Raw genomic sequence first — 16,152 nt, forward strand, 5'->3', positions numbered from 1 at the left:
CCCCGATCGGGTGCGGGCGGTCGCCGTTCGTTGCAGAAGCGGAGCTAGTCGGTCAGCGGTGCGGCGTGCACGCCGTGAGGCGGCTCCTCGTTCGGCGCCAGGTCGGTCGCGGGTGCGACGTCGGCGGCGTGGGTGCCGTGCGGCACCGCATCCACCGGCACCGGCGCGGCGTGCGCACCGTGCGCGGCGTCGGCAGACCCGGCGCCAGCCCCGGCCGCGGCTGCAGCCCCGGCCGCATCCGTCGGACGCTGGGCGTTCGGCCCCCACGCCGGCGGCTTGGGCTTGGCCCAGAACACCACGATGAACGCTCCGAGAAGCGCGACGGCCGCGGGCAGCAGAAGGGACTCCGACATGGCCTGCGTGAACCCGGCGTGCAGCGCCTCCGGCAGTTCCGTGCCGCCGGTCACCGCGCCCGGACTGGACGCCGCGCCACCGGGAGCCTTCGGCAGGTCGACAGCGAGTCGCCCCGAGATGAGGGCGGCGATGGATGCCGAGCCGAGCACCGCGCCGACCTGGCGGGTTGTGTTGAACACGCCGGATCCGGCGCCGGCCTGGCTCATCGGCAGGTTGCGGGTCGCCGTGGTGGAGATCGGACCCCACACACCCGACATCGCGATGCCGAGGAGCGCGCTCGGGGCGAGCAGCCACCAGATGGAGATGTCGGGGGTGAGCAGGCCCGAGAACCAGAACAGGGCCACCGAGAAGAGCACCAGACCCGCGGTCGCGATGTAGCGCGGGTTCACCCGGTCGATGAGCTTGCCGACGAACGGCGCGAGCACACCGGAGAAGATCGCCGTGGGGGCGAGCATCAGCGCCGACTCGGTCGGGGTGAGACCGCGAACGGTCTGGAAGTAGAACACCAGCGGCAGCGACATGCAGGTGACGGCGAAGCCGACCGTGGTGATGGCGCCGTTCGACAGCGAGAAGTTGCGGTCGCGGAAGAGGGCGAGCGGAAGCAGCGGCTCCTTGCGGTTGTAACGCTGCCAGAAGACGAACGCGATGAGCACGACGATTCCGGAGATGATCAGGCCCCAGACCGTGATGGGCCCGGCGATGACGCCCCAGTCGTATGTGCTGCCCTCCTGGATTCCGAACACCAGGAGGAACATCCCGACGGCGCTCAGAATCACGCCGAGGATGTCGAAGCTGTGGGTGTGGGTCGGAAGCTTCGGAACGAGCCGCATCGCGAGGATGAACGCCACGATTCCGACGGGCACGTTGATGAAGAAGATCCACTCCCAGCCGAGGCCGTCCACGAGCACGCCGCCGAGCAGCGGCCCGATGAGGGTGGCCACACCCGCGACCGCGCCCCAGAGGCCCATGGCAGCGCCGCGGCGGTCGGGCGGGAAGATGCGGGTGATGACGGCCATCGTCTGCGGCGTCATCAGAGCGGCGCCGAGACCCTGCACGACACGGGCCGCGATCAGCATCCCGATGCCGCCCCCGGGCAGCACCCCGGAGAACCCGCACCAAGCGGAGGCCAGGGTGAAGATGACCAGACCGACGAGGTACAGGTTCTTCGGTCCGAACCGGTCACCGAGGCGCCCCGTGATGAGCAGCGGAACGGCGTAGGCGAGAAGGTAGGCGCTCGTCACCCAGATGACGGCGTTGTAGTCGGTGCCGAGGTCGAGCCCTTTCATGATCGCCGGGTTGGCGACCGACACGATTGTCGTGTCGATGAGGATCATGAAGAACCCGATGACCAGCGCCCAGAGCGCCGGCCAAGGCTTCAATTCTTTTTCCATGGGAGTCTTTTCTCTCTTAGTGGTGCTTCTCCTCGGTCCAGGACAGGTCACCTGAAACGAGGTCGTCGATGAGGGATTCCAGCCAGGTCGTCTCGACCTCGCGCAGAGCCCGGGAGTACTGCACGTTGATCCAGTACTTTCGTGGGAGTTGCTTGGCCTCGAGGTCGGCGATGCGCTGATCCATGAAGGCGAGGTCGGCTCGCAGCTGGCTGACGCGGTTGCGCAGCAGCTGGATGACCGTCTCGACCGGAAGGTTGTGCGCTTCGCCGAGCGCGAGGGGGAATTCGGGATATTCATTGATCGGGGTTGCGAGCATCTCGGTCACCCGCTCGCCGAGCAGGAGACTTCCGTGGTCGGTCACCTCGTAGGTGGTGCGTTCGGGCCGGTTGCCCTCCCGCTCCGTGCCCACGGCACGAACGAGGCCCTGCGCCGCCAGCCTGTCGACCGTGTGGTACAGCGAGCCCGGCCGCACCTTGACGATGCGGTCCTCCGAGCGCTGCACCAGAAGCTGGTACATCTCGTAGGGGTGCATCGGCCGCTCCATCAGCAGCGCGAGTGCCGCGATGCTGAGCGGTGTCAGGGATGTGGTGGGCGGCATCGTGCGAAGGTCCGATTCGTGGGTTTTGAGAATGTGAAGCGCGCTCAAAAGGTTCAGCGCTGATTATTCCTCTTGGAATATACGGCACGGACTAAGCCGAAGTCAACCCGCTCTCTAGTGAGAGATAACCTGAACGCCGAGACCGACCAGGGCGGCGACGAGCGCACCCCACAGCACGATCGAGATCAGCTGCCAGAGGATCACGGTGCGGAGTCGTGCTCCGAACGCGATGAGCGCGGCGGAAGAGATCTGAGTCGGGTGCCCCAGCAGCGAAACGCCGGGAACCCCGAAGCGGTTGAAGAGCTTCGTCAGGCGAGCGCGGCGCGGGGTCACGGGCGACGGCTCGGACGGTCGAACCCGGCCACGAACCCGGCCACGAACCCAGTCTGCGACGAAGATGACGCCGAGAACGGCCGCAGCGTTTCCTACGATGGCGGCGCTCGCCGCGACGACGGGGTGCACGCCGGCGACGATTCCGATCGTCGTTCCGAGGTAGACCTCGACGAACGGGATCGCGGACACCAGCGCGATGGCGAGCCACTTGAGAATCTCCGGCTGACCGGCGACGAAGGCTTGCAGGGAGTCGATCATGCGGGGCTCGTCGGGTAGACCGTGCGAATCATCATGGGCTCAGTCTCTGCAACGCCCTAGAAGCGGGAACAGTGCCGACCGTCATCGGAAGGCATGACACGTGTCACGGTCGCCGGTGACATCGGGCACCTGTGCCGATACCCGCCCGCTTGCTTCACTGGTTCCACCAGCGGGGCGTTTTCGAATCGCGCTCCCAGAAACGAGATGGCATGCGCAAGACCCTGAGGGTCGCTCTCCTCACGATCGGCGTCATCGTGGCCGTTCCGGCGTTGACGTTGGCGACGACCAGCATCGTCAACGCCGTGGCGACGAGGTCGGAAGAATCCTCGATCGAACCGTACGGACAGCGCGTCCCCGTCGGTGGCAAACAGATGAACGTCGTGATCAGCGGCCACGGAGGCGAGACAATCGTTCTTCTTCCCGGGCTCGGCACCGCTGCCCCCGGGCTCGATTTTCAACCGTTGATCGAAGACCTCGGCGCCACCCACCGTGTCATCGCGGTCGAGCCGTTCGGCACCGGGCTCAGCGATCAGACGGACGCTCCACGCACGACCGCGAACATCGCGCGAGAAGTTCACGAAGCGCTGCGGTACCTCGGCGTCGATCGTTACGTGCTGATGGGGCATTCGGTCGCCGGCATCTACGCCTTGACCTACAGCGCCGCGTACGCGGACGAAATCGTCGCGTTCGTCGGAATCGACAGCAGTGTCCCCGATCAGCCGGGCTGGGACGATCCCATCCCGACCGCGGCGGCCGTGGCGCTCCGAGACCTCGGTATCACTCGCCTGCTCAGCTCGATCGCCGACGATCCCTACGCAGGGATGCCGTACGACGAGAAGACGAAGGAGCAGATGAAGCTGCTCAGCACGAAGAACGCGGCCGCACCGACGATGATCGACGAGATGGAGCGCAAGCCCTCGAATTTCAAGGTGGTCAGCGGCATGACTTTCCCGAAGGAGCTCCCCGTGCTGCTCTTCGTGCGAGCGAACGACATCGATGTGGAGGGGTGGGCCGAGCTCCACGAACGGCAGGCCGCGAGCGTGGACACAGGAACGATGATCACGGTTCAGGGCGATCACTACTTGCACCACACCGCCTCGGGCACCATCGCCAAGGCGACAGAGGTGTTCTTGGCATCCCTGTCGCTACGCTGAGGACATGACGAGCACAGCGCCCAGCTCGTCACGCAGCACAGCGGATCTCAAAGCGATGCGACGCTCGACCCTGGCCACCCTCTGGCTGGTGGTCATCGTCGCCGGGCTCGTGCAAGTCGTCTCGGGTGTTGCGGCGCCCATCGATCTGCGGCAGAGCACACTCATCGCCGCGACCGTCGGCTCAGTCGTCGTCGCGTGCGTGGCTGTTCCTCTCCTGATCCGCGAAGCCGGAACCACGGCACTGAGCCACCCCCTCATCGTTGTGCTCCTCGCGTTGTCGGCGGCCACGTGGGCCGCGGCCGTCGCCGACCCGTTCGCCGGCTGGGGTTGGGCGTTCACCCTGGCGATAGCCGGCGGAATGACCGCTTGCTTCTTTCGAGGCTGGGGGAAAGCGTCCGTGGTTCTGGCGACCTACGCAGCGATCGCCGTTGGCGGCCTCATCGGTTCGCAGTTCGCATCCCGCGGCGACGCCGCACTGACGGAGGGCATCGGCTACTCCGACGTCGTCTTGATCGCGACCATCGCCGTGTTCACGGTCATGCCCCTGAGCACCGTCTGGGCCCTGCAGGTCGTGCTGCGACTGGACTACGCCCGCAGCCTTGCGTCCGAGCTCGCGGTTGCCCGGGAGCGGCTCCGGTTCGCCACCGACCTGCACGACATCCAGGGTCATAACCTGCAGGTGATAGCACTGAAGAGCGAGTTGGCCGAGCGCCTTCTCTCCGGCCAGCCGGAGCGCGCCGCGCAGGAGATCGCCGCGATACGCGTGATCGCGCACACCGCGATCGAAGACACGCGCGCGGTGGTGAACGACTACCGCACGGTCACCGTCGCCGTGGAGGTTCGCAACGCGGCCGCGGTGCTGCGCGCCGCCGGCATAGTTTGCGGAGTACGTGTCGAGACGACAGGGATGCCCACCGCGATCGGCGCAGTGTTCGCCGTCGCGATCCGCGAAGCGGCGACGAACATCCTGAAACACAGCGCGGCGGCCGAAGCCGAGATCGACCTGGGTCTCATCGAGCCGGCCGAGTACCGGCTGACGGTCACCAACGACGGGGCGGGCCCCGCGCGTCACGGCGGAACAGGTCTGTCCGGTCTCTCCTCACGGGTCGCCTCGCTCGGCGGAGCGGTCGAGACGCAGCACACAGGCGATTCGTTCACTCTCGTCGTTCGTGTGCCCGCGGCATCCGCGGACAGTCCATCGCGTGCGAAGGCGATCAGCCGATGATCCGGATTCTGATCGCCGACGACGAAGAACTCATCAGGGGCGCCCTGGTCGCCCTGCTCTCGCTCGAACGCGATTTCGACGTGGTGGCAGACGTCGCCGATGGGGTGTCGGCCGTCACCGCGGCCGTCGTCCATCAGCCCGATGTCGCACTCCTCGACCTCGAAATGCCCGAACTGGATGGGGCGGACGCCGCTCGACGGATGCTCCGCAGTGTCGCGACGAACGTCATCATCGTCACCCGCCATGCGCGCCCCGGAACGCTGAAGCGCGCCCTCTCGGCGGGAGCACGCGGGTTCGTTCCGAAGTCGACCCCGGCCTCCGAACTGGCGAAGATCATCCGTTCCGTCGCAGCCGGCGGGCGCTACATCGACGCGAGCCTGGCCACGGCCGCACTCATGGAGGAAGAGAACCCGCTCACGCCCCGCGAGGCGGATGTTCTGAGGCTGACCTACGACGGGCAGTCGACCAAACAGATAGCGAAACAGCTGCACGTCGCGCACGGAACGGTGCGAAACCATATCTCGTCGGCGCTGTCGAAATTGCACGCCGAGTCGAGGACGGCGGCCTCGGCCATCGCCCGGGAACGAGGGTGGATCTGACGGCAGCCCGCCGGCCCCACCCGAAGGGACCGGCGAGCCGCCGCCGCATCAGAGCATCCGGCTACTGGATGCCCTCCCGCACGAACTGCCACTGCTGATTCGCCGCACCCGTCGCGGCGTTCTGCTGCGCGGCAGCACCGTTCGCGGTGGATGAGCCGGCGATCTCGAGCACCTTGCCGCTGTTCGCGTTGGTCAACGTCCAGTAGCCGCCCGTGGTCGTGAGGTTCCAGTTCTGCGTGGCGTTCCCGGTCGGGCCCCACTGGCCGGCCTGAACCCCGTTGGCGGTCTGGGCGCCCGGGATCTCCAGCAGCTTGCCGCTGTTGTCGTTGAACAGCTGCGTGCTCCCGGTCACCGGATGCAGGTTCCAGATCTGGGTCGGGTTCGCCGTGTCGGCCCACTGGCCGGCGAGCGCCCCGTCGGTCAGCAGAGCGGAGGAGATCTCCAGCAGCTTGCCGCTGTTGCGGTTGACGATCCGGACCTGCGAGTCGAGCTGGGTGCCCGGCTTGTACACCTGCACCTGGTCGAGCTCGGCGTACGACGTGCCCTTGCTGAACGCGATCGTGTTCGCCCCCGCATTCAGCGCGACCGACTTCTGGGCCCAGCCGAAGCGTCCCCAGTCGACCGTCGCCGGGTAGCTGATGCTCGACGCCGTGCCGCCGTTCACCGAGACGTTGTGCGTGCTCGCCGCGCCGGTTCCGTTGTCGTAGCGCACGTTGAGCGTGTACGTGCCCGCACTCGGAACGCGCACCGTGAACGTGACCGCGCTGGTGGAGAGGTTGATGTTGCCGACCTTGCTGCCGTTGGCGGCGTTCACGTCGGTCACCAGCGAGGTGTCCGACGTGCGTGCCGCCTTTTCGGCCTCGTACTGCTGCGCATCCAGTGGGATGGAGCCGACCCGGATGTCGTTGTACGTGGTGGTCGCGTTCTCGACGTTGGTCGCCTGGTAGAGGGTGCGGCCGTCGGCGCTGTAGTCGAAACTCTGCGCGAAGCCGGAGAACGTGCCGCCCGCGGTGTCGGTGGAGTCGTAGGTCACCGCCATCGGCAGTCGCTCCCACGGGCCGGTGCCGAGGTTGTAGTTGACGTAGAAGTCCTGGCCGCCGCTGATGTTGCCTGAGGCGTCGAGGCCCCACTTGGATGCGACGACGACCATCCCCTTCGGCCCGCCGGTCGGCACCCACTTGACGTACGGCGACGACCCGATGCCGCGACCGTTCGCCAGTGCGATCTGCGTTCCGATGCTGGTGCTGGGCGACCAGGTCACCCCATCCGGCGAGATCTTGAAGTAGACCGGCGCCGTGTTGTTGGACTGGCTCGGCCGGTTGACGACCTCGAATGTCGCCAGATAGCGACCGTCAGGGAGCTTGGTCACCGTGATCATGCCCGGGCGGTCACTCTGGTTGGTCGGGGCGGACACGTTGCCCAGGGCACCCCAGGTCAGACCGCCGTCGGTCGACTCGCGGTACGACACCGCCTGCAAGACGCCGTTGGCCTTCTGCCGCTCGTCGGAGAAGTACGCGGCGAGCCTGCCGTTGCCGTCGACGATGAGCGAGGGCTCCCACACCGTCGTGGTGGTGGATGTGGGGCTCGGGTCGTAGGTCGCCGGCCCACCGGTGTCGATGGTGCTGAGGTACGACCATGTCGCGCCGTGGTCGGCGCTCTTGTAGACGACGAGCCGGCTGCTCGACCGGTCGGTGGGCATGATCATCCCCGACAGCAGGATGGTGCCCGCCGGAAGCGCGCCGACCTGCTGGGGAAGCTCGTAGAGGAAGGGCTGCGATGTGCGAGCCAGCGCCGGAAAGTCGTTGTTCGGCACCACGTCGGTGAGGTGCGTCCAGGTGGCGCCGTCGTCGGTGCTCCGGTAGATCGGGTACACCTGCTTGCCGCCGACGAGCACGAGCTGGTCGTAGGTGACGAGCTGCGTGCCGTTGGACGTGCCGCTGTTCTTCAGCACGATGTTCTTGGCGTATGTGGTTCCTGCCGCTCGGCCGCCTTCAGGGTTGAAGGATGTGCCTGCGGCCGGTGAGTACACCAGGGCGCCGTTGCCTGTCGTGACAGCTTGGGCGGGCGGGGCGAACGCCGCCTGGGTGAAGAGGGCCACCGCGGCCGCGGTGAGTGCTGCCGCCAGTATCCGGCGGCGGAAGGTTCGCGGTCGCGCCGCTCCCTCGGTCGATCCGATCATCGCATGTCTCCGATCTGGTTGGTCGCGCCGCGGGATTCCGTGGCGCAGCGACGACGCTGCGCGCCGTCACGCCTGAGGGGTAAGCAGGATTTCGGTCCAGGAGACGGCGGGCAGTTCCACCCGCACGACGCCTCCTTCTGTGGTGATGGTGGTGTTGTCGGCGAGGGCGACGCGTTCCGGGTTCTCGCGGTTGTTGGAGGCGGTGACGTCGTCGTCGCTCAGGGTGCGCGCGGTGACGGTGAAGGTGTCCGCTCCGGCACGGGCGGGCAGGTCGAGCTCGAGGGATGCGGCGTCGTCGACCGAGCGGTTCACGACGTAGACGGCGATGCGGCCTGTGCTCTCGTCGAGGCTCGCGACGGCGTCGACGAGGGGCACGCCGCCGAACTTCTCGGTCTCATAGGTTCCGCTCACCGGCGTGACGTCGAGGGCGACCCCCCTCGCGTTGGCGGCCGTCGCCGCGAACGGGAAGAAGGTGGTCTGCCGCCAGGCACCTCCGCCGGGCTCTGTCATGATCGGCGCGATCACATTGACCAGTTGGGCGAGGGATGCGCTGGTCACCCGGTCGGCGTGCTTCAGGAGCGTGATGAGCAGGCTGCCGAAGACCACGGCATCCGCCACCGTGTACTCGTCTTCGAGGAGCCGCGGCGCCGTCGGCCATTTGTCGACTCCGGTGATCTTGTCGACGTTCTCGTAGCGGCTGTTGTACCAGATGTTCCACTCGTCGAAGGAGATGTCGATCGTCTTGTCGCTGCCGCGCACGGCTTTCACGTGGTCGGCGGTCGCCGTGACGCTGCGGATGAAGTGGTCCATGTCGATCCCCGAGGCCAGGAAGCTCTTGAGGTCGCCGGTGTTCTCGTAGTACGCGTGGCAGGAGATGTAGTCGACGGCGTCGTAGGCGTGCGTGAGCACCACGCGCTCCCACTCGGCGAAGGTCGGCATCGACGAGCTCGACGATCCGCAGATGACGAGCTCCAGGTCGGGGTCGAACGCCTTCATCGCGCGCGCCGTCTGGGCCGCGAGCTTGCCGTAGTCGTCGGCCGAACGGTGCCCGAGCTGCCACGGTCCGTCCATCTCGTTGCCGAGACACCAGATGCGCACGTCGAACGGTTCGGTGCGGCCGTTCGCCGCCCGCTGCTCCGCTCGGGCCGTTCCTTCGGCCAGATTCGCGTACTCGAGCAGCTCCAGGGCCTCGGGTGTTCCGCGGGTGCCGAGGTTCACGGCGAGCATGAGCTCGCTGCCCACCTCCTCGAGCCAGCGCTGGAACTCGTGCAGGCCGACCTCGTTGCTCTCGGTGGTGTGCCAGGCGAGATCGAGTCGTCTCGGCCGCTCCTCGCGCGGCCCGACGCTGTCCTCCCAGCTGAAGCCGGAGACGAAGTTGCCTCCCGGGTAGCGGATCGCGGTGACGCCGAGCTCTTTGACGAGCTCGATGACGTCGGTGCGGAACCCGTCGTCGTTCGCCAGCGGATGGCCCGGCTCGTAGATGCCCTGGTAGACCGAGCGGCCGAGGTGCTCGACGAACGAACCGAAGAGGCGGGGGTTGATGGCGCCGATCCTGGCTGCGGGATTGATGGTGAGACGTGCTGAGTGCATGGGCTGGGTTCCGTTACGGGTTCGCAGTGCGACGGGCGGACAGGGCGTGGTGCCGGTAGCGGTCGGCGACCGGGTTCTGGGAGCGGAGGAGGCCGGCGTCGGTCTCCACGAGGTCGTAGAGACCCATCGTCAGCAGGTGATCGGCGCGGGGGTTGTCGCTGTGGCGCCAGGTCCACTCGTACATGTCGAAGAGGGGCCACCAGGTGTAGCCGACGACGTCTGTTCCCTCGGCGCGCATCCGGTGCACGAGCGCGACGGAGTCGTCGAGCCAGGCGATGCGTTCCTGCACGCTCCCGGTGACGCACGTCTCGGTGACCATGACGGGCGCGCCGTAGCGTTCGGCGTACGACTGCAGCGCATCCCGCAGACCGTCCGCACCGCGGTCGACCGACGGCCGCGGGTCGGCGAAACCGCCGGTGTGGTGGATGCCCGCCTCGAACAGCTCGGTGGAGTGCCGCGGGTAGTAGTTGACGCCCATGACATCGGGCGTGACGACGTTCGCGGCGAACCAGGCGAGGTCGTCGTCGGCGAGCCCGGTGCCACGCAGTGCCGCGGAGAGGGGATGCGCGTCGTCGACGCGGCCGGTGACCAGGTCTTCCACGAGGTGCACCTGCTCCTGCAGGCGCCCCGCCTCGGCGGCGTGCTCGGGAGCGGTGTCGGCGCCGACGAACTTCATCGCCGCATCCACGTGCACGAACGATGCCCCAGGGAGCACTTCCGCGATCCCCTGCTGGGTGAGCACGAAACCGCGCGCCAGGGCGGCGGCGACGGTCGTGAAGCCGCGCGCGCCGGAGAGGTACGGAGGCCAGTAGGCGTACTCGCCCGCGAACAGCGCGTGGATGACCGGCTCGTTCACCGGCGTGTAATCCGTCGCCACGTCGGCGTAGCGCTCAGCGAACCGCACGGCGTACTCGCTGACGTGCTGCGGGTAGTCCGGATGCGCGAACTGGTCGTCGAGCCAGGTGGGCGTTCCGTAGTGCAGCAGGTCGACGATCGGCCGGAGCCCGGCCTCGGCCATGCTCTCCATCGCCCGATCGGTCCACGACCAGTCCCAGCGGCCGGGCTCCGGCGCGACTCGATACCAGGGCGCACCCCAGCGCAACAGCTCGGCGCCGACACCGGCAGCCAGCCGGAAGTCGTCGGCGTACCTCTCGTAGTGCTCGGTCAGCTCGTATTCGTCGATGGCGCGCTCGCCCGGGCGGGTCTGCGGAACGAAGGTGTCCTCGATGCCGAGCGCGAAGTGCATCCGGCCGCCTTCGAACCAGCGGGGAACGGGAGCGGTGGTCACGCGGCTCACTTCAATCCGGTGGTCGCGACGGACTCGATGAACCGCCGCTGCACGATCAGGAACAGGATGGCGAGCGGCAGAACCGCGATCAGGGAGCCGGCCATCATGGTGCCGTAGGGGATGATCCCGCTCGGCCCGGTGAGCAGCGTCAGCCCGGAGGTCACCGTTCCCATGTCGGGGGTGGTCGTGAAGACGAGCGGCCAGAGCAGGTCGTTCCAGTTGTTCACGAACGTGAAGATGCCGAGCGTGAGCAGCGCCGGGAGCGCGTTCGGCAGCACGACGCTCCTGAACACCCGGAACTCGCTCGCGCCGTCGATGCGGGCCGCGTTGTCGAGATCGCGGGGCAGCGCGATGAAGAACTGACGCAGGAAGAAAATGCCGAACGCGTCGGCGGCGCGCGGCAGGATGAGCCCCGCGAACGTGTTCACCAGCCCGAGGTTGCCGACGAGCTGATAGATGGGGATGAGCGTCGCCTGAAAGGGGATCATCAGGCTCGCCACGATCACGATGAGCAGCACCCGGTTGCCGCGGAAGTCGAGCCTGGCCAGGGCGTAGGCGGCCAGCGAGTCGAAGACCAGGGCGAACAGCGTGACCCCGCCCGCGAACACGAAGCTGTTCAGGAACAGCCGGGCGAACGGCAGATCGGCGAAGATGCGCGTGAAGTTCTCGAACGTCCAGGCGCCGGGCGCGAGCGTCGGTGGGTAGGCGTTGATCTCGGCGGCGGGCTTGAACGCGGTGAAGACGATGACGATCACGGGCAGCAGCACGATCAGCGTCAGTGCGAGAACGGCGGCGAACAGCAGCCAGCGGGAGGCGCGGCGCCCGAGTCGGAGGCCGGGCCGCGCGATGCCCGGTCGGCGGTTCTGGATGGTCGGAGCGGTCATCAGCTGAGGTCCTTTTCACGACGGCCGAAGAAGCGGAACTGCACGAGGCTGAGGATGAGCGTCGCCAGCAGCAGCACGTACGACAGGGCGGACGCGAGGCCGAGGTCGAGCTTCTTGAAGCCCTCCTGGTAGATCTCCATCACGACGGTCTGCGTGCTGCGGTACGGCCCTCCTCCCGTCATCACGTAGATCTGGTCGAACGCCTGCAGAGCGGCGATCATGGCGAAGATCACGACGAAGGCGAGCGTGTTGCTGAGCTGAGGGAGCGTGATGTTGGTGAACCGCTTCCAGGCGCCGGCTCCGTCGATGCGCGCCGCTTCGTACAGGCTGATCGGGATCTCCTGCAGTCCGGCGATGAAGATCACCATGTAGAAGCCGAAGCTCTTCCACACCGCGACCAGCACGACGGTCGGCATCGCGAGCACCGGATCCTGGAGCACGTTGCCGAGCTGGATGCCGATCGACCGCAACCAGAAGTTGAGAAGACCGACCTGGGGGTCGAGCAGGTACGACCAGGCGAACGCGGCGACCGCCAGGGAGACGATGAACGGCACGAACAGCGCGGTGCGGAAGAAGCCCCTCCCAGCCAGTCTGGGGTTGTTGAGCAGCAGCGCGAGGGCCAGTGCTCCGATCAGCGCTGTCGGCGTGAAAAGCACGGCGTAGAGGGCCGTCGTCGACAGGGTGCCGAGGATGCTCGGGTCGGTGAAGATCTTGAGGTAGTTGTCGAACCCCACCCACTGCTCCACCCCGAATCCGCTGCTGTCGGTGAACGACGTGCGGAGCGCTGAGAGCATCGGCCACGCGACGAAGGCGGTGAGGATGATGAGCGCAGGAAGCAGGAAGAGCAGCGCGATGCGTGCCGACCCTCGGCGCGTCCTGATCGGTCCACGACCCCCGAGGGGCGCCGGTGGTCGGTAGGCCCGCTTGGGCGGCCTGACGGTCGTTGTCATGGTGTGTCTCCGAAGCGGTGGCCGCCGCGCCGGAGAGGGCGGCGGCCACCGGGTTGTGGGGGAACTATTTGCCCGGAACTATTTGCCGGAGCTATTTGCCCAGGGCCTGCTTGACCTTGGTGTTCGCCGCGGACAGGAGGTCCGTCGGGTCGCCACCGGCAAGGGACTTCTGGGTCGCCTCGTCGACGGCGGCGAGCACATCCACACTGTTGGCGATGCCCGGCAGCAACGGACGGGCCGTTCCCGCGATGGCGGTGAGGTCGGCGACGACCGGGTTCGACGAGACGTCGGACGCGGGGATGTCGGTGCGCAGGGGCGGCCATCCGGAGCCGAGCGACCACTTGGTCGCCACCTCCTTGGTGAAGAAGTAGTCGAAGAACTTCTTCGCGGCGGCCTGCTCGTTCGAGTCCGCCTGTGCGGTCACGGCGGCGCTGATGCCGATCGCGGATGCGGCCTGCTCCTTGGGTCCGGCCGGGATGCCGGCGATCCCCCAGTCGATCTTCGCGTCTGCCGCCACGCCCGCCATCCACGGGCCGCCGATCTCCATTGCCGCCTTGCCCGAGCTGAACAGCTTGTCGGAGGCGACACCGTCGAGGCCGGTGGGCGAGATGTGGTCGGCGGTGACCGCGTTCGACCAGAACTTCAGCGTCTCGACGTTCGCGGCCGAGTCGACGACCGACTTGCCGCCCTTCACGAGATCGCCGCCGTTGCCGTAGAACAGGCTGGCCCAGACACCGTTGCCGACGGTCGCGTGGTCGGGCAGGGCGAGGCCGTACTGCTCGGGCGTGCCGTCGCCGTTCTGGTCGACGGTCAGCTTCTTGGCGTCGGCGACCCACTCATCCCACGTGGTCGGGAAGGTCGTGATGCCCGCCTTCTCGAAGAGCCCCTTGTTGTAGATCACCGAGAGCGGAACGAAGCCGGTCGGCACGCCGAAGTACGAGCCATCGACCTTCTCCATCTCGACCGCGCGCGGGTTGAGGCTCGCGCTCTTCGTGCTATCGGAGGCGTAGAAGTCGTCCAGCTTCGCGAAGGCGCCCTTGCTGGCGTAGACCGGGAGGTTCTCCGCCGGGAGGGCGACGATGTCGGGCCCCTTCTTGGCGCTGAGCGCCGGGAGGAGGGTGTCGCCGATGACGGCCCAGGTCTTCGTGGTCGTCTTGATGGTGATGTTCTTCTGCGACTTGTTGAAGTCGTCGACGATCTGGTCGAGAACCTTGCCGTCGGCCTCGGTGTATCCGTGCCAGAACGTGAGATCGACGTGGCTCGAGGATGAGCCGGCGCCGGAGCCTGAGCAGCCCGCCAGCGCGACGGCCGCCCCCGCCGCGAACGCTACGGCCGCGATGAGTTTCTTCATTGAATGCCTCTCAGAATGACCGACGACGGCGTCGATCCACGGGTTTTTACAACGTTGAATTTTCAACGTTGTATCGGATTATAGGAACATCCTTTTCGGGATGTCAACGTTCGTTATCGAGAGGAGACGGAAGACATCGACATCGTGGACTCGCGGGCGACCGTCGTGAACGGCACCTCGATCACACGGGGAGCGCCGACGGCGCCGTCACGGTCGCCGATGCGCTCGATGAGCGCGGAGACGGCGCGGTCGGCGATGGCGACCCTGCCGGGGTCGATGGTGCTCAGACTCGGCATGGCGAACTGGCCCTCGATGAGGTTGTCGAAGCCGATGACCGCGACGTCGTCGGGCACCCCGATGTTCTCCTGGTGAAGAACGCGGAGCGCTCCCAGGGCGAGCTCGTCGTTCAGGGCGAAGATCGCGTCGAACGGCACACCGGAGTCGAGCAGTTCACGCGTTGCTGCCGCGCCGTCGGTGCGGTGCCAGCCCTCGCGGAAGACGACGAGCTGATCGTCGGGGGCGACATCGAAGTCGGCGAGGGCACGCTGGTAGCCCTGGAGCCGGAGCGAGGCCGAGCCGACCCGCTCGGCGACGTGCGCGCCGAGCACGGCGACGCGGCGCCGCCCCGAGCGAAGGAGATGCTCGGTGGCCGCGTAGCCGCCGTTCACGTTCTGCATCACGACATGGTCGGTCGGGCCTCCGAAGATGCGCTCGCCGAGCAGCACCAGCGGGTAGTCCACGGTCAGATACCCGGCGTCTTCGGTGGACATCCCGAGCGGAGAGAACAGGAGCCCGTCGAGCATCGACAGGCGCGATCCGCGCAGCAGCTCGAGCTCCGCATCCCGGTCGCCCCCCGTCTGCTCGATGAGCGTGACGAAACCGAGCTTGCGCGAGGCCTCGAGCACGGCGTCGGCCAGCTCGGCGAAGTAGCTGAAGCTCAGCGAGGGAACGGCCAAGCCGATCACCCCGGTGCGGCCCGCGCGCAGATTGCGTGCGGCCAGGTTCGGCTGGTAGCCGAGCTCCTCGATGGCCGACAGCACCCTCTCGCGGGTCGACGCCTTGACGAACTGGTATCCGTTCACGACGTTCGAGACGGTCTTGACCGAGACACCGGCCGCACCGGCGACATCCTTCAGCGTCGCGACCATTCAGCGCCTCCTTCGTCGGATTTACAACGTTGCTAGCTTCGCACACGACGGGCGCGCCTGCGCCTCGTGCCGCGAGGGGCGAGTCGTTGCGAGCGCGATACGCGCCCAGGCCGCAGGGACTCGCCCCTCACGGCGCGGGGGCCGCAGGAGAGGCGCGCGGGGCCCGGGCTACTTCTTCGACATGCGGTCGATTGCGGCGAGCGCCACGGCGGAGAGGATGAAGACGCAGTGGATGATCACCTGCCACATCACACCCTCGCTCGTGTAGCGGTCTCCGGCGATGCTGCCGCCGCCCGGCGTTCCGATGTCGGCGACGCCGATGAACGTCTTGAGCAGGTGGATGGACGAGATGCCGATGATCGCCATCGCCAGCTTCACCTTGAGCACGTTCGCGTTCACGTGCGAGAGCCACTCGGGCTGGTCGGGATGACCGTCGACATTCATGCGGGAGACGAACGTCTCGTAGCCGCCGATGATGACCATGATGAGGAGGTTCGCGATCATCACGACGTCGATGAGACCGAGCACGGCGAGCATGATCGTGGCTTCGTCGATGTGCGACGGATCGGCGACGACGCTCTCGCCAAGGTGCCACAGTTCGACGATGAAGACGACCACGTAGATCGCCTGCGCAACGATGAGGCCGAGATAGAGGGGCGCCTGCAGCCAGCGGCTCGAGAAGATCAGCGCGCCGATCATGCGACTGGCGGGGCGGTCGCCGAGTCGTTCGGCCGGGGGCGGCGTGGGCGGAGCGGGTGGAGTGGAGCGGGGCGGCGAAGTCGGCGGAGCGAGATCTGTCACGGGGCTTCCTCACGGAGTCGGGGAAGAAAAGGCTACGGCCCGCAACATG

Annotated in this window: 14 protein-coding genes; 3 read left to right on the forward strand and 11 right to left on the reverse strand. The window is 67.2% G+C overall.

Annotated features, from left to right (window positions below; genetic code table 11):
- Positions 1-44 precede the first annotated feature (44 nt).
- The 3 genes from ACFVWR_RS16010 to ACFVWR_RS16020 form a co-directional block, all read right to left on the reverse strand.
- Complete coding sequence (locus ACFVWR_RS16010; protein ID WP_387214230.1) at positions 45-1,745, reverse strand: DHA2 family efflux MFS transporter permease subunit; 1,701 nt, start codon at positions 1,743-1,745, stop codon at positions 45-47.
- A gap of 16 nt (positions 1,746-1,761) precedes the next feature.
- Positions 1,762-2,343, reverse strand: a complete 582-nt coding sequence (locus ACFVWR_RS16015; protein WP_387214233.1) for a PadR family transcriptional regulator — start codon at positions 2,341-2,343, stop codon at positions 1,762-1,764.
- Positions 2,344-2,457: 114 nt separating this feature from the next.
- Positions 2,458-2,934 carry a hypothetical protein gene (locus ACFVWR_RS16020; protein ID WP_387214236.1) on the reverse strand — a complete coding sequence of 159 codons (477 nt, stop codon included), beginning with the start codon at positions 2,932-2,934 and terminating at the stop codon, positions 2,458-2,460.
- Positions 2,935-3,143: 209 nt separating this feature from the next.
- Between ACFVWR_RS16020 and ACFVWR_RS16025 the strand changes: the two genes are divergently transcribed.
- Genes ACFVWR_RS16025 through ACFVWR_RS16035 form a run of 3 tightly spaced genes read left to right on the forward strand, consistent with a single transcriptional unit; the run spans position 3,144 to position 5,912 of the window.
- Complete coding sequence (locus ACFVWR_RS16025) at positions 3,144-4,088, forward strand: alpha/beta fold hydrolase (RefSeq protein WP_387214239.1); 945 nt, start codon at positions 3,144-3,146, stop codon at positions 4,086-4,088.
- Between the two features lie 4 nt (positions 4,089-4,092).
- Complete coding sequence (locus ACFVWR_RS16030) at positions 4,093-5,313, forward strand: sensor histidine kinase (RefSeq protein ID WP_387214243.1); 1,221 nt, start codon at positions 4,093-4,095, stop codon at positions 5,311-5,313.
- Complete coding sequence (locus ACFVWR_RS16035) at positions 5,310-5,912, forward strand: response regulator (RefSeq protein ID WP_387214246.1); 603 nt, start codon at positions 5,310-5,312, stop codon at positions 5,910-5,912. The genes ACFVWR_RS16030 and ACFVWR_RS16035 overlap by 4 nt, the downstream gene beginning before the upstream one ends.
- Positions 5,913-5,973: 61 nt before the next feature.
- Here ACFVWR_RS16035 and ACFVWR_RS16040 read toward each other — a convergent pair whose 3' ends face one another.
- The 8 genes from ACFVWR_RS16040 to ACFVWR_RS16075 all read right to left on the reverse strand — a co-directional run bounded on the left by ACFVWR_RS16040 (position 5,974) and on the right by ACFVWR_RS16075 (position 16,103).
- A complete protein-coding gene (locus tag ACFVWR_RS16040; RefSeq protein ID WP_387214249.1) occupies positions 5,974-8,091 on the reverse strand; it encodes an RICIN domain-containing protein in 2,118 nt (705 codons plus the stop codon).
- Positions 8,092-8,157: 66 nt separating this feature from the next.
- Complete coding sequence (locus ACFVWR_RS16045) at positions 8,158-9,681, reverse strand: alpha-N-arabinofuranosidase (protein ID WP_387214252.1); 1,524 nt, start codon at positions 9,679-9,681, stop codon at positions 8,158-8,160.
- Between the two features lie 13 nt (positions 9,682-9,694).
- Positions 9,695-10,969, reverse strand: coding sequence for a family 1 glycosylhydrolase (locus tag ACFVWR_RS16050; RefSeq protein ID WP_387214255.1), 1,275 nt, complete (start codon positions 10,967-10,969; stop codon positions 9,695-9,697).
- 5 nt (positions 10,970-10,974) lie between these two features.
- On the reverse strand, positions 10,975-11,853 hold the full coding sequence (locus ACFVWR_RS16055) for a carbohydrate ABC transporter permease (protein WP_387214258.1): 879 nt from the start codon (positions 11,851-11,853) through the stop codon (positions 10,975-10,977).
- Complete coding sequence (locus tag ACFVWR_RS16060; protein WP_387214261.1) at positions 11,853-12,803, reverse strand: carbohydrate ABC transporter permease; 951 nt, start codon at positions 12,801-12,803, stop codon at positions 11,853-11,855. Before ACFVWR_RS16060 ends, ACFVWR_RS16055 begins: the two co-directional genes overlap by 1 nt.
- Positions 12,804-12,894: 91 nt before the next feature.
- Entirely contained in the window at positions 12,895-14,154 is a 1,260-nt protein-coding gene (locus ACFVWR_RS16065) for an ABC transporter substrate-binding protein (protein WP_387214264.1), read from the reverse strand.
- Positions 14,155-14,267: 113 nt separating this feature from the next.
- Complete coding sequence (locus ACFVWR_RS16070; protein ID WP_387214268.1) at positions 14,268-15,302, reverse strand: LacI family DNA-binding transcriptional regulator; 1,035 nt, start codon at positions 15,300-15,302, stop codon at positions 14,268-14,270.
- Between the two features lie 168 nt (positions 15,303-15,470).
- Positions 15,471-16,103: a TIGR00645 family protein gene (locus tag ACFVWR_RS16075; protein ID WP_387214271.1), complete on the reverse strand. Its 633-nt coding sequence runs from the start codon at positions 16,101-16,103 to the stop codon at positions 15,471-15,473.
- Positions 16,104-16,152 lie beyond the last annotated feature (49 nt).

Origin of the sequence: Leifsonia sp. NPDC058292, from assembly GCF_042880955.1 — a bacterium.
Classification (GTDB): Bacteria; Actinomycetota; Actinomycetes; order Actinomycetales; family Microbacteriaceae; genus Leifsonia.